Here is a 14,337-nt window from a genome sequence, read left to right on the forward strand (position 1 = left end):
CGTCCGGGCCCTCGCGCCCGGCCGTTCCATCCGGCCGCGCGCGACGCCGTGCCGGGCGTGTCGACAAAGAACCTGCCGCGGGCGGACTGAACGCATGCTCTATCTGCTGTCGGAACTGAGCGGCACGCTCACGCCCCTCAACGTGTTCCGCTACATCACCTTCCGCACCGGCGGCGCGCTGTTCACGGCGGGCTTCTTCGTGTTCTGGTTCGGGCCCTGGATCATCTCGCTGCTGCGCCTGCGCCAGGGCAAGGGCCAGCCAATCCGCGAGGATGGCCCGGCCTCCCACCTGACCAAGCGCGGCACGCCGACCATGGGCGGCCTGATGATCCTGGCCGGCGCCGTGGTCTCGATCCTGCTCTGGACCAACCCGCACAACCACTACGTCTGGGTAACGCTCGCGGTGACCCTCGGCTTCGGGGCGATCGGCTTCTACGACGACTACCTCAAGGTGACGAAGCAGTCGCACAAGGGCTTCTCGGGCCGCTTCCGTCTGCTGCTCGAATTCGCGATCGCGGGCGCCGCCTGCCTGATGATCTCGCTCTACTCGCCCGCCGGATTGCAGAACCAGCTCGCCTTCCCGGTCCTCAAGGACACATTGCTGAACCTCGGCTGGTTCTGGGTGCCGTTCGCCGCCTTCGTGATCGTGGGGGCGGGCAACGCGGTCAACATCACCGACGGCCTCGACGGGCTCGCCATCGTCCCCGTGATGATCGCCTGCGCCACCTTCGGCGTGATCGCCTACCTCGTCGGCAACGTCATCTATGCCGGCTACCTGCAGGTGAACTACGTGCGCGACACCGGCGAACTCGCCGTGGTCTGCGGCGCGGTGATCGGGGCGGGGCTTGGCTTCCTCTGGTTCAACGCGCCGCCCGCGCAGATCTTCATGGGCGATACCGGCTCGCTGGCACTCGGCGGCCTGCTCGGCTCCATCGCCGTGGCAGCCAAGCACGAGATCGTGCTCGCCATCGTCGGCGGCCTGTTCGTCTTGGAGATCATGTCGGTGATCATCCAGGTCGTCTCGTTCAAGCTCACGGGCAAACGCGTCTTCCGCATGGCGCCGATCCACCACCACTTCGAGCAGAAGGGCTGGAAGGAGCCGCAGGTCGTGATCCGGTTCTGGATCATCGCCGTCATCCTGGCGCTGGTCGGGCTCGCCACGCTGAAGCTGCGCTGAGCCGGGACGAGAGATACAAACCATGACCCCAGCCACCACCTTCGCCGGCCGGAAGGTCGCCCTGTTCGGCCTCGGCGGGTCCGGGCTCGCCACCGTGCGCTCGCTGCTGGCCGGCGGCGCCGACGTGCTGGCCTGGGATGACAACGCGGGGAGCCGCGACCGCGCCCGCGAGCAGGGCATCACCGTCACCGATCTCAACGAAGCCGATTGGTCGGGCTTCGAAGCCCTGGTGCTAGCGCCGGGCGTGCCGCTGACCCACCCCGAGCCGCACTGGACGGTGGGGCTGGCGCGGCAGGCCGGCATCCCGATCATCGGCGACATCGAGATTTTCTGCCGCGAGCGTGCGACCCTGGCGCCCGACGCAGCCTTCGTGGCCATCACCGGTACCAACGGCAAATCCACAACCACGGCGCTCACCGCCCACCTGCTGCGCCATGCCGGGCGCGACGTGCAGATGGGCGGCAATATCGGCACCGCGATCCTGTCGCTGGAGCCACCGGCGGCAAACCGCGTCCACGTGGTCGAAATGTCCTCGTTCCAGATCGACCTGACCCCCTCGCTCAAGCCCGGCGTCGGCATCCTGCTCAATCTGACGCCGGACCATCTCGACCGTCACGGCACCATGGAGAACTACGCCGCGATCAAGGAGCGGCTGGTAGCGGGCGCGGATCTCGCGGTGATCGGCGTCGATGACACCTCGTGCGCAGCGATCGCCGCGCGCCATACGGGTGAGCGCATTCGCCTCCATGTCGAGGGGCACGGCGACGTGGCGGGCGACTATGTCGGCGCCAACGGTACGGTGCATGGGCCCGACGGCGCCGTGATCGCGGAAGTCACCGGCATCCAGGCGCTGCTCGGCGACCACAACCTCCAGAACACCGCCGCCGCGGTCGCCGCCGCGATCCGGCTCGGCCTCACCGGCGCGGAGATCGCGGCGGGGCTGACGAGCTTTCCCGGCCTCGCTCACCGGATGGAGCCCCTGCGCCGGATCGGCCCGACGCTGTTCGTCAACGATTCCAAGGCGACCAACGCCGATTCCACCGAGAAGGCGCTGCTGGCCTTCCGCGACATCCACTGGATCGTCGGCGGCAAGGCGAAGGAAGGCGGCATCGAACCGCTGGCACCGCTGTTCGAGCGCGTGGCCCACGCCTACCTCATTGGCGCATCGAGCGAGGCCTTCGCCGCGACGCTGGACGGGCGCCTGCCTTTCACCCGCTGCGACACGCTGGAGGTCGCGACCGAAGCGGCGGCGCGGGCCGCCCAGGCATCCGGAACCGAGGCCCCCGTCGTGCTGCTGTCGCCGGCCTGCGCTTCCTACGACCAGTTCCCGAACTTCGAGGTCCGCGGCGACCGGTTTCGTGGTCTGGTCGCCGCTCTGCCGGACGCCTGAGGGCGGGCCGGAGCCCGCTCAGGCGCTCTTGCCAATGGGCCGCGGGCTCGGGGCCGGTTCGGCGGCCTTGGCCTCGGACGGCGTCTCGCGTCCTTTGCCGACCGTGCGGCGGGCGCGGAAGACGGGCCGCGCCTCCGCTTCCCGCCGCTTCAGCATGGTGCGGAACTCGTCGCGCCGCTCGTGGATCGAGGCAATGACGTTGCCCATGGGCACGCCGACATCGACCAGCACGGCCTCCGAGAGTTGCAGCGAGGCCTCGATCGTCTCGGGCACCGCGTCGTCGACGCCCATCTCGTAGAGCTGTGTGGCGTGGCGTGCGTCGCGGGCGCGGGCGACGATGGTGAGGTCCGGCCGCTCGGCGCGTGCGGCCTGCACCACCGCCTCCACGGCGCGGGGGTTGTCGAGGGTCACCACGAGCGCGCGAGCCGTGGCGATGTCGCAGCGGCGCAGCATCTCCGTGTTGGCGGAATCACCGAAATAGACGGGGCTACCGAGCCGACGCTGTTCGGCGACGCGGGCGGGGTCCGAATCGAGGGCGATGTGCGAAATCGCGTGGCGCTTGAGCATCTCGCCGACGAGCCGCCCGACCCGGCCATAGCCCGCGATGATCACGCGATTCTGCTCCGGCTCCGGCACCGGCTCCGCTTCCGCCGGACCGGTTTGCTGCCTCAAAGCGCGACCGCCGATGCGGCGGGCGAGCGCGGCGAGGCCGGGGATCGCGATCATGGTCACGGTGGTGACGATGAGAGCGGCGCCACCCACCGGCTCCGGCACGAGCCCCGTCGCCATCGCACCGCCGATCAGCACGAAGGCGAACTCGCCGCCGGGGCCGATCAGCAGGGCGGCCTCCAGGGCGACCGAACGGGACAGCTTCATGATGCGGGCGCCGACGAGTACCACGGCGCCCTTGATGACGAGCAGCCCGACCGACAGGCCGAGGATCGCGCCCGGCGCCGCGATGAGCTGGGCCGGATCGAGATTCATGCCGACCGAGACGAAGAACACTCCGAGCAGGAGCCCCTTGAACGGATCGATGGTCGCCTCGATGGCGCGGCGATACTCGGTCTCGGCCAAGAGCAGGCCGGCGACAAAGGCGCCGAGCGTCATCGACAGGCCGCTGCCCGCCGCGACCAGGGCGGTCGCCACGATGACGAGCAGGCAGGCCGCCATGAACAGTTCCGGCGAGCGGGTGCGCGCGACGAGATGAAAGAGCGGGCGCAGTGCGACCCGGCCGGCCACGACGATCACCACGAGCGCGATCGCCGCCTGTCCGAGCGCCAGGGCGAGCGCGACCCCGAGGTCGCCGCCATCCTTGCGGCCGAGCACGGCGATGGCGAACAGGATCGGGGCGACCGCCAGATCCTGGAACAGCAGGATCGCGAAACTGGTGCGGCCGGCCGGCGTGCCGAGCCGCTTCTGCTCGGCGAGCACCGGGAGCACCACGGCGGTCGAGGAGAGGGCGAGCGCGAGCCCCACCAGCACCGCCCCGGCCACGGGCTGATCCAGGACGACGAGGATCACGGCGATCACCGCGGCGGAGGCGATCACCTGGATCGCGCCGAGGCCGAAGACGAGCCGGCGCAACACCCGCAGGCGCTCCCAGGACAGCTCGATCCCGATCATGAACATCAGGAAGATGACGCCGAACTCGGCCAGATGCGCGATCTCGGCGCGGTTGCCGATGGTGAACGGCGCGAGCCACGGATGCGCGTCGGCGAAGCGCCCGAGGCCGAACGGGCCCAGCAGGGCGCCCGCGCCGATGAAGCCGAGCACCGGGCTGATCCGCAGGCGGTGGAACAGCGGCACGACGATGCCGGCGGTGACGAGAAAGAGGATCGCCTCCCGGTAGCCGCCCGCATGCGCGCCGGCTTCCGCGGCGATCTGGGTTCCGGCCTGCACGGGGTCGGTCATCGGGCTGATACGCTGACGCCTGGAGAGGAGGAGAGGGGTCCGGCCCGTCTCCCTGCATCTTCGATGCCGCGGGAGGAGCCGGCCGCATCATGGGCGGCGAGCCCGCAGCGGAGCAACCGTTTTCCGTGGCGAGTCGCCGATTTCGCAGCACCTGCTCACCGGGCCTGATCGCTGTGGGCCGCCATCCACCGCTCATCGCCCCGGTCGGCACAACTTCGGCACAATACGCCCTTACGCTCGGGTAACCCGATGTTAGGGGATGGCAGGTCCGCCGCTCAGCCGGAGGCCCGCAGCGATCTGAGGCCCATGAAGTTCTGGCCCATGAAATTCTTGTCCGACACGCCTCCGAGCCGGGACGTGCAGCGCGAGCGGCGCGAATGGATGCTCGACCAGCAGCGCTGGAAGCACCAGCGCGACATCGAGCGTGGCTACCGCGTCAAGTGGGGCTACGTCGCCATCGCCTATCTCGTCGAGTTCATGGTGATCGGCGCCTCGCTCTGGGGCGCGTGGCTGTTCGCGGGCACCTACAGCGACGGTGACGACCGGGCGTTCTACTTTATGCTGCTGGCGCCGCTGGTCTACGCCGCGGTGGAGCTATGCCGCGTGCCGCTCGGCATCCTGGCGCGTACTCAGCGCTCGTGGTTCGTGAAGGGGCTCGCGATCATCGGCATCATCTTCGCCGCGGGCGTCACCACCAAGTCGGTGTCGCAGCTCGGCGAGATGATGTTCCATCCCCGCCTGATGGACGCGGCCAAGGCCAAGACCGCCCTCAAGGACGCGCAGGCCGACCGCGACAGCATCGACACGCGCATCGCGGCGGCCAACGCCCGGGTCGAGCAATACACCACGGAACTGGAGCAGATCGAGCGGCGCTCGGCCGAGAACGCCTCGCAGCTCGCGGGCTTGCCGGCGCAGCGCTGCGAGCGCGTCTACGGCACCAACAGCCGCGGCATGCGCTACTCGAACCTGAAATGCGTCACCGACCCGCGCACCGCGACGCTCAACGCCGCGGTGGCCAAGGCGGGCAATGACCGGGGCGCCATCGTCAAGGAGTTGGAAGAGGCCCGCAAGGCCCGCGCCGCCCTCGACCGGGGTGCTGCCGACCGCAAGGTGGCCGATGCCGAGCAGGCCTACCGCAACTCGGTCAACCGCTCGCAGCTCCACTCCTTCACGGCCATGGTCTACGGCGTCGATCCGATCGACGTGAACGACGCGCAGGTCCACGCCTTCCTGCGCATCTTCGTGTTCGTGCCCGCACTCTGCGCCGCCTTCGCCTCGACGATCCTGGCGCTCTCGGCGGTCTCGGTGCGCAAGACCTTCATGGACGAGGACGACCTCGGCGCCGCCGTAAACCCGGAGGCAACGCCCTACTTGCTCGCGTCGATCGCCGAGGGCGTGCGCCAGGAGATGGCGCTGGCCCAGCCGAGACCGATGACGCGGGACGCCTCGGTGATCCCGCTGGAGCGGCGCACGGCGCCCGTGGTGCCGCCGCCCCCGCCGCCCGCCAACACCTCCGGCAACGCCCCCACCGGCGCCACCGCGTAAGCCCTTCCAGTCGAGCGCCCGGCCATGAGCATCCACACCGAGGGCACGCACGAGAACATCGTGCTCGCACAACACGTCAACGGCCGTCTGCGGGCGGAGGCGCGGATGCATTTCGCCCGCGCCTTCCTGCTGCGGGCAATCGGCGCCGGCGCCTTCTCGGCGCTCGCCGGGATCGGCATCGGCGCGGCCTGCTACGGCTATGCCTACATGAACCAGTTCGACTCGGCCGCCGAGAAGATCGCCAGCGCGATGCAGGCCGCGCTCTCCGACGTGACGCTGAAGACCAAGGGCGAGGTCACCCTCACCGACAACACCCTGAAGCTCGAAGGCCTGCCCGCGCAGAAGGCCAACGCCGCGCCGACGCCGACCAAGGCGCAGCTCGGCACCGATGCTGCCCCGGCCTCGCAGGCACCGGTCAACACGACCTTCACGGTGTTCAAGCAGGTGCCCTATCTCGACGGACAGATCGTGACCGGCTGGAACTTCAAGGCCAACGAGGAGCGGCCGTTCCAGCAATACTGCTACTTCTCCCGCCGCTCGAACGAGACGAAGGGACAGGTCGAGATCAAGATCGACCTCGCCATGGACGGCAAGACGCTGCCCCAGCCGCAGAAGTCGGACGTGAACCTCGGGATCCTGGCCTCGAACTGCGTGTGGCACGACGGGAAGACGTTGTAGGGGAGCGCCTCGAGCATCGACCGCCGCGCGAGCGGTTGCCGATCCGCGCCGCCTCGGGTTAGTCCGCCTCATCCCCCTCCCGACGCGAGGCTCCATGCGCTTCACCGGAACCGAGTCCTACGTCGCGCCGCCCGATCTCACCACGGCGGTCAACGCGGCGATCGTGCTGGAGCGCCCGCTCCTCGTGAAGGGCGAGCCCGGCACCGGCAAGACGGTGCTGGCCGAAGAGATCGCCCGCGGCCTCGGGGCGCCGCTGCTGACGTGGAACATCAAGTCCACCACCAAGGCGCAGCAGGGCCTCTACGAGTACGACGCCGTCTCGCGGCTGCGCGACTCGCAGCTCGGCGACCCGCGGGTCTCGGACATCGCCAACTACATCCGCCGCGGCAAGCTCTGGGAGGCGTTCACCGCCCCGCAGCGGCCGGTCCTGCTCATCGACGAGATCGACAAGGCCGACATCGAGTTCCCGAACGACCTGCTGACCGAACTCGACCGGATGGAGTTCCACGTCTACGAGACCGGCGAGACGATCCGGGCAGACATCCGCCCCATCGTCATCATCACCTCGAACAACGAGAAAGAGCTGCCGGACGCCTTCCTGCGCCGCTGCTTCTTCCACTACATCAAGTTCCCCGACGCCGAGACGCTGCAACGCATCGTCGAGGTGCACTATCCGGGCATCAAGCACCGCCTCGTCGAGGAGGCTTTGCGGGTGTTCCTGGAAACCCGCGAGGTGCCGGGCCTCAAGAAGAAGCCCTCGACCTCCGAATTGCTCGACTGGCTCAAGCTCCTCGTCTCCGAGGACATCGCGCCCGAGACCCTGCGCGAGCGCGACGGCCGCAAGCTGATCCCGCCGCTGCACGGCGCGCTCCTGAAGAACGAACAGGATGTGAGCCTGTTCGAGAAGCTTGCCTTCATGATGCGCCGGGAGGGGCGGGGCGGGTGACGGAGCGCCGCGGCGCCCCAGTTAAGCGGCTCCGACCCGCCTCCGCGTGACCGACCCTATGCAAACCAAGAAACTCGGCCGTACCGGCCTCGACATCTCGCCCCTCTGCCTCGGCTGCATGACCTACGGCGTGCCGGAGCGGGGACCGCATCCGTGGACGATGCGGGAGGAGGAGAGCCGGCCGCTGATCAAGCGGGCGCTCGATCTCGGGATCAACTTCTTCGACACGGCGAACTACTATTCCGACGGCACCTCCGAGGAGATCGTCGGCCGGGCGCTCAAGGACTACGCCGACCGCGACAGCATCGTGCTGGCCACCAAGGTCTACTATCCGCTCAAGAGCCAGCCCAATGCCGGCGGCCTCTCGCGCAAGGCGATCTTCTCCGCAATCGACGCCTCGTTGAAGCGGCTCGGAACCGATTACGTCGATCTCTACCAGATCCACCGCTGGGATTACGCCACGCCGATCGAGGTGACGCTGGAGGCGCTCCACGACGTCGTGAAGGCGGGCAAGGCCCGGTATATCGGCGCCTCCTCGATGTTCGCGTGGCAATTCGCCAAGGCGCTCTATACCGCCGACCTCAACGGCTGGACGCGGTTTTCCACCATGCAGAACCATCTCAACCTGCTCCACCGCGAGGAAGAGCGCGAGATGATCCCGCTCTGTGCCGACCAGAACATCCCGCTGCTGCCCTGGAGTCCACTCGCCCGTGGCCGGCTCACCCGCGACTTCGATGCCGGCAGCGCCCGGCAGGAGAGCGATCTCGTCGGCAAGAACCTCTATGACGCCACTGTCGACGCCGACCGGCAGGTGGTCGAGGCGGTGGCCGAGGTGGCGAAGAACCGCGGCGTGCCGCGGGCGCAGGTGGCGCTCGCCTGGGTGATCCAGCGGCCGGGCGTGGCCGCCCCGATCATCGGCGCCTCGAAGCCGGGGCATCTCGACGATGCCGCCGCCGCCCTCGACCTGACGCTGACCCAGGACGAGATCGCACGGCTCGAAGCCCCTTACGTTCCGCACGCCGTGGTCGGTTTTCAATGATGCGCCGCCTGCTTCTCCTGCGTCATGCCAAATCCGCCTACCCGCAAGGCGTGGCCGATATCGACCGCCCCCTCAATGGGCGCGGGCGGGAGGCGGCGCCGCTGATGGGCGCCTACATCGCCCGCGAGTCGCTGACGCCCGACCATGTCATGGTCTCACCGGCCCGGCGCACGCAGGAGACCTGGGCCGCCTTACGCGCCGAGCTTCCCGAGACACCGATGGAGACGGTGCCCTCGATCTACGAGGCGCCGGCCGCGCGCATTCTCGACGCAATCCGCTCCGCCCCGGCGGAGGCGGCGACCCTGCTCGTCATCGGCCACAATCCCGGACTCGGCGATCTTGCGCTGCGGCTCGTGGGGCAGGGACCGAAGGACTTGCAGAAGGATCTGCGCGAGAAGTTTCCAACGGCGGCGCTCGCCGTGTTCGCGTTCGAGGGGGAGGGCTGGGAGGACATCGCCGCAGGCGCCGGGCGTCTCCTGCGCTTCGTGCACCCGCGCCAGCTCGCGGCGGACATGGACGACGATTGAGGGGTTTCCGCAGCCGTCACAGAACCCTTGCCCGCCTCGCGCCGTTCCCCAACGAGAACAGCCGAGCTGACACCGCGTGAGGGAAGTCTGGCGTGCTCCTCGAAACGCTCCTTGCCCTGACGATCCTGATGCCGCGGATCGAGCCCGCGCTCGACGCCGCGCGGGCGCGCCTGCCGGCTTTGCCCCGCGCGGCCGAGGCGGCGCCCGTGCCTGCGCCGAGCTTCAGCCTCGTGGCACGGGCCGTCTCGAACTGGCGGGAGCAGGCGGGCGAAAACCTCGCGCCGGGCTCGCTCGCCTTCGTCGTCCGGCATGCGGCGACCGAACCCGGCTTCATCGCCCGCTGCGTTCGGCTCAACAATTACTGGTGCATCAAGCAGGCGCGCTGGAGCGGCGAACTCGGGGGCGACGCGGAGGGCCATACCGGCTTTGCCACCGCCGCCGACGGAGCGGATGCGGCGGTGCAGCTCCTCCGCCGCTACCAGCGCGACTACGGCCGGCGCTCGGCCCTCGCCATCGTGCGCCGCTGGGCACCCGCCGAGTGCGGCCCGGCTCGCCCCGTCCCGGCTGCGGCGCCCACGGGAGGGCCGCGGCGGCCAGCGCGACAGGCCGCAGGAGTCGCGGTGTCGAAGACGACCGCCCCGCAGGGCATCGGCGGAACGCTGCGCGCCCGTTTCCTCGCGCGGCACGGGCGCGGCGGCGTCGCGCGGGCCGCGCCGAGTGCCGGCGCGGGGCTCCGGGTGCAGCCGTGGTCGGCCCGGGCGCGGCTCGCCGGGCATCCTGGCCGGGTGCCCCGCGCCCTGGCACGATCGGCCGTCTCCGTGCCGAGGCCCCCCGCCGCCATCGCGACGGGCGTGATCGAGACACCGACGACCGCGCAGATCGCGGCTAGACCTTCAGCAGCGATTGCATCAGCTCGCGCTCCCGTCGCCTCCGGCGCGGCCAATCCCGCCGCCCTGCTGGCACCCGACCGGCTCGCGGCGGAAGCGGCGGCACTGCCCTCGATCGCCGCCTCGCTGCCGAAGGGTAGCCTGCTCGATCTCAGCCTCCCGGCCCCCGTCTGCGCCAACGACGAGACGCGCATTCGCAACTACGCCGCGCGAATCGCCGGCAGCGTCGGCCTCAAGCCCGACGACGATCTGCGCCTGTTCCACGACGATGGCCGGCCGAACGGCAACCTCCTGCCGGTGCTGCTGGCGATGTCCTCGGTCGAACTCGGCACGCTTCACGCCTCGAAGGCCCTGGTAAGCGCGGCGATCGAGCGGCTGGAGGCGCGCCTCTCCGGAACTGCTTCGTCGGAGGCGCGGCCGACCTCCGCCTTGTAGGACTGCGCCTCGTGAGGCGCCGACCTGCCCCCGCGCGATGACCCTGCGCGGAGCGGAGAAGCACTACTCCCAAGGAGGCAGATGATCGTCGCCGTCCCGCTGATATGGTCGTCAAGACGTCTCTCGGGGGCTCGCGGGAAGCCGGGTGAAACACCGGCCTGCACATCTCCGGCGACGCGATGACCCTCCTGCTCGTGACGCGAAGGCAGGTGTGCCTCATTGGACGCCCGATCGTCGAGAGCGCCCGGTTCCGACCCGGCGGCGCGGCTGGCGTCCGGTGAGGGATGCCCGGCCTTCGCCGATGAGCCGCACGGCCAGACGAGGATCGGGATGTCCTGCATCGACGGCGAGGCTGTTTTCCAGGCGATCCCGGCCCGTTACGCCGCGCCCGGCTCGGGCGGGGAGGGGCGGCCGGTCGTTCCGCTCGCCGCGCCGACGTCGGAGACGTTGCAGGAGGTCTTCCGGCATCAGCTCGATGCTGTGTGCCGCGTGGTGGAAGAGCAGCTTCGGACGCTCGCGCTGACCTTCACGGCCGCGCAGGTGGGCCGGCCCGAGCCACAGGCATCCCCGGCTCCGCCGATGGCGGATCGCGGGGCAGAGCGGCCGCTGACCGACAGGGAGGCCGAGATCTGGCTCGCAGCGCAGTTCGGCGCCGACGCCAATGCTGCGATGACCGAGATCGTCACCCTGCGGCTCGACGGCCCGCTCGACGCCGAGCGGCTTCTCTCCGTCGTGCGCGTGGTGCTCGGTCGCCACGGCGCCCTGCGCAGCCGCTTCTCGCCGAGCGGCGAGACCGTGCGGATCGATCCCGCTGGCGTCGTGCCGGTGCGATGGATCGATCTTGCAGGGCAATCCGATCCGGAGGCCGCTCTCGCGGTTCACCTTCACGCGCAAGCGGGCCTCTCGTTCGATCCCGTCGCCGGCCCGGTGGCGCGGGCCGACCTCGTCCGCCTCGGCGAGCGGCGTCACGTTCTTGTCCTCTCGGCCCACCACATCGCCTGCGACGGCTGGTCCTTCGCGGTCCTGGCCGACGCGATCGGAAACGCCTACCGCGCCGCGCCGGAGCGGCAGACGCCAGCCCCGCATGCCGATGGACCTGCTCCATCGGAGGCGGAGGCGAACCTGGCGTTGCATTACTGGGCCGGGCTGTACGCGAGTTTGCCCGAGCCGCTCGACCTACCAACCGATCATCCACGGCCGAAGCTGCGCGGCTTTGCCGGCGACACGCGAAGTGCTGCCCTGCCGCCGCTGCTCGTCGCCGCGCTGAAGGCGCTCGCCGCGCGCCAGGGGCAGACGCTGAACGCGACGCTGCTCGCGGCCTTCCAAGTGCTCCTCGCGCGGCTCTCGGGGCAGGACGACCTCGTTGTCGGCATACCGATGGCGGGCCAGCCGCGCCTCGGCGAGCCGGACCTCGTCGGGCACCACGCCGATTTCCTGCCGCTGCGGGCCCGGTTCGACCCGGACGAGCCCTTCGCGGCCCATCTTGCCCGTACCGGCGCGACCCTGGCCGAGACCGCCGCCCACGCTGACTGCACCCTGGGGCGGCTACTGCGCCACCTCGACCGGCCGCACGATCCGGCGCGCCCGCCGCTGGCGCAGGTGCAGTTCAACCTCCAGCGCTTGCCCGACGCCATCGATTTCGGGGCGGGCCTGCGTGGCACCCTCGCACCCGCGCCGAAGCGCTTCTCGACCTTCGAGCTCACCGTCAGCCTCACCGAGACGGCCGACGGACTGACCCTTGAAGCCACCTACAACCGCACCCTGTTCGAGCCGGCCACGATCGAACGCTGGATCGGGCACTACCTCACCCTGCTCGGGCATCTCGCCCGCGATCCCGCGCAGCCGGTCGGGCGCGTTCCGCTGCTCGATGCGGCCGAGCGGCAGACCATGCTGGTGGCCTGGAACGCGACCGAAACGGCGCATCCGCTCGAAGTCGGGGCGATGCGGGCCTTCAGACTTCATGCCCGGCGCGACCCGGACCGGATCGCGATCCGTTTCGGCGAGGAGGCCGTCTCCTACGGCGCCCTCGACCGCTGGGCCGATCGTGTCGCGGGGGCGCTGCAAGCGAGCGCTCTACCCGAGGGAGCCCGCGTCGGCCTGCTCATGCGCCGCTCGCCCGGCCTCGTCGCGGCGATGCTCGGCGCGCTGCGCGCCGGTATCCCCTATGTTCCGCTCGACCCGGCCATGCCGCCCGCCCGCCGCGCGGGGATCGTCGCCGATGCCGGGATCGGCGCGATGCTCACGCTTGCGGCCGACCGGGCGCTCATGCCCGAGGGCGTCCCGCAGGTCATCGAGGTCGATCGTCTCGACAGGCCGGCGCCGACCCGTTTCCCGCGGGTGCCGGCGGAGCGGGCCGCCTACCTGATCTACACGTCGAGCACGACCGGCGCGCCGAAGGGTGTCGAGGTGCTCCACCGTGGCCTCTCGAACCTGCTGTTCTCCATGGCGCGTGCACCGGGGATCGTCCGCGACGACCGGCTCCTGGCGGTGACAACGGTGACCTTCGACATCGCCGGGCTCGAACTGCTGCTGCCGCTGATCCGCGGCGCTCGGATCGTGCTCGCCTCCGCCGAGGAGGCCCGCGACGGCCACGCCCTCCTCGCACGCCTCGATCGCAGCGAGGCCACGATGCTTCAGGCCACACCGATGACGTGGCGGCTCCTGCTGGAGGCGGGGTTCCGCTCCCGTCACGGCTTCAAGATGCTGTGCGGCGGCGAGGCTCTTCCGCTCGATCTGGCCCGGCGCCTGACCGAAGGCGGGGGCGAACTCTGGAACCTCTACGGGCCGACGGAGACGACGATCTGGTCCTCGGCCGCGCGGATCGATCCGGCAGAGGCGACGGTCACGGTCGGGCGGCCGATCGACAACACCAGCCTGTTCATCCTCGACGCACAGGGCGAGCCGGTGCCGGTCGGGGTCACGGGCGAATTGCTGATCGGCGGGATCGGGCTCGCCCGCGGCTATCTCGGACGGCCGGACCTGACGCAGCGGAGCTTCGTCGCGAGCCCCCTGCCGGAATGCGCCGGCGCGCGGCTCTACCGGACCGGCGACCGGGCCCGCTACCGGCCGGACGGGCGCGTCGAGATCCTGGGGCGGGCCGACCACCAGATCAAGCTGCGCGGCTACCGGATCGAGCCCGCTGAGATCGAGGCGGTGCTGCTGCGCCAGACCGGGCTGCACGCCGTCGTGGTGCTGCGCCCCGACGCACGCGGCGAGGATCGCCTCGTCTGCTACTTCGTCCGCCCCGAGGGCGAGGCAGCGCCCACCTTGCGGAACCTGCGCGCGGCGCTCGCCCGCGAACTCCCGGACTACATGATCCCCGCCGAATGGGTCCGGCTATCGGCCCTACCGCTGACGGCGAGCGGCAAGGTCGACCGCCGGGCGCTGCCCCCACCCGAGGCCCGGCCCGCCAGCCTCGCCGAGCCGGCCGCCGCGATCCCGCTTCCCCTCAAGCCCGCTCCGGCTCCGGTGTCCGATGACGGTCTCGAGGCGACCCTGGACGCGATCTGGCGGGAGGTGCTGGGGCTCGCCGTGATCGCGCGCGACGACGACCTGATCGCGCTCGGGGCGGACTCGCTCAGCGTGTTCCGCATCGTCGCGCGGGCGCGGCGCGAGAACCTGCCGCTCGGGGCCGGCGACCTGTTCCAGGAACGCACCATCGCCCGGGTCGCGGCCCTGCTGCGCGGGCGTCGCGGGGAGGGGGGAGAGACACCGGCCGCCGCGCGCGCGCCGATCCCCTCGATCCGGCGTCCCCGGCCCGCCGACGCCGACCGCGCCGCGGTCGGTCAGGCGTAGGGGCGGG

The 14,337-nt window shown here is 70.6% G+C and carries 10 protein-coding genes; 9 read left to right on the forward strand and 1 reads right to left on the reverse strand.

Translation table 11 applies throughout. The annotated features are described in order from the left end of the window. Positions 1-94: 94 nt before the first annotated feature. Complete coding sequence (mraY, locus tag J2W78_RS05595; RefSeq protein ID WP_253368739.1) at positions 95-1,177, forward strand: phospho-N-acetylmuramoyl-pentapeptide-transferase; 1,083 nt, start codon at positions 95-97, stop codon at positions 1,175-1,177. A gap of 22 nt (positions 1,178-1,199) precedes the next feature. Next, positions 1,200-2,567: a UDP-N-acetylmuramoyl-L-alanine--D-glutamate ligase gene (murD, locus tag J2W78_RS05600; RefSeq protein ID WP_253368741.1), complete on the forward strand. Its 1,368-nt coding sequence runs from the start codon at positions 1,200-1,202 to the stop codon at positions 2,565-2,567. Positions 2,568-2,585: 18 nt separating this feature from the next. On the opposite strand, the gene J2W78_RS05605 is transcribed toward murD, so the two are convergent. Next, a complete protein-coding gene (locus J2W78_RS05605; protein WP_253368743.1) occupies positions 2,586-4,478 on the reverse strand; it encodes a cation:proton antiporter domain-containing protein in 1,893 nt (630 codons plus the stop codon). A 306-nt stretch (positions 4,479-4,784) separates the two neighbouring features. Between J2W78_RS05605 and J2W78_RS05610 the strand changes: the two genes are divergently transcribed. The 7 genes from J2W78_RS05610 to J2W78_RS05640 all read left to right on the forward strand — a co-directional run bounded on the left by J2W78_RS05610 (position 4,785) and on the right by J2W78_RS05640 (position 14,330). Further along, positions 4,785-6,023 (forward strand): ATPase, encoded by a 1,239-nt coding sequence (locus J2W78_RS05610; protein ID WP_253368745.1) that lies wholly within the window; start codon positions 4,785-4,787, stop codon positions 6,021-6,023. Positions 6,024-6,047: 24 nt separating this feature from the next. Then, positions 6,048-6,701, forward strand: coding sequence for a hypothetical protein (locus tag J2W78_RS05615; RefSeq protein ID WP_253368747.1), 654 nt, complete (start codon positions 6,048-6,050; stop codon positions 6,699-6,701). Between the two features lie 94 nt (positions 6,702-6,795). After that, a complete protein-coding gene (locus J2W78_RS05620; RefSeq protein WP_253368749.1) occupies positions 6,796-7,647 on the forward strand; it encodes an AAA family ATPase in 852 nt (283 codons plus the stop codon). 58 nt (positions 7,648-7,705) lie between these two features. Then, positions 7,706-8,686: an aldo/keto reductase gene (locus tag J2W78_RS05625; RefSeq protein ID WP_253368751.1), complete on the forward strand. Its 981-nt coding sequence runs from the start codon at positions 7,706-7,708 to the stop codon at positions 8,684-8,686. Beyond that, positions 8,683-9,213: a SixA phosphatase family protein gene (locus J2W78_RS05630; RefSeq protein WP_253368753.1), complete on the forward strand. Its 531-nt coding sequence runs from the start codon at positions 8,683-8,685 to the stop codon at positions 9,211-9,213. Before J2W78_RS05625 ends, J2W78_RS05630 begins: the two co-directional genes overlap by 4 nt. Before the next feature lie 92 nt (positions 9,214-9,305). Then, entirely contained in the window at positions 9,306-10,535 is a 1,230-nt protein-coding gene (locus J2W78_RS05635; protein ID WP_253368754.1) for a hypothetical protein, read from the forward strand. A gap of 330 nt (positions 10,536-10,865) precedes the next feature. Beyond that, entirely contained in the window at positions 10,866-14,330 is a 3,465-nt protein-coding gene (locus J2W78_RS05640; protein ID WP_253368756.1) for a non-ribosomal peptide synthetase, read from the forward strand. The last annotated feature ends 7 nt before the right edge of the window (positions 14,331-14,337 follow it).

Origin of the sequence: Methylorubrum extorquens (assembly GCF_024169925.1) — a bacterium.
Lineage (GTDB): Bacteria > Pseudomonadota > Alphaproteobacteria > Rhizobiales > Beijerinckiaceae > Methylobacterium > Methylobacterium extorquens_A.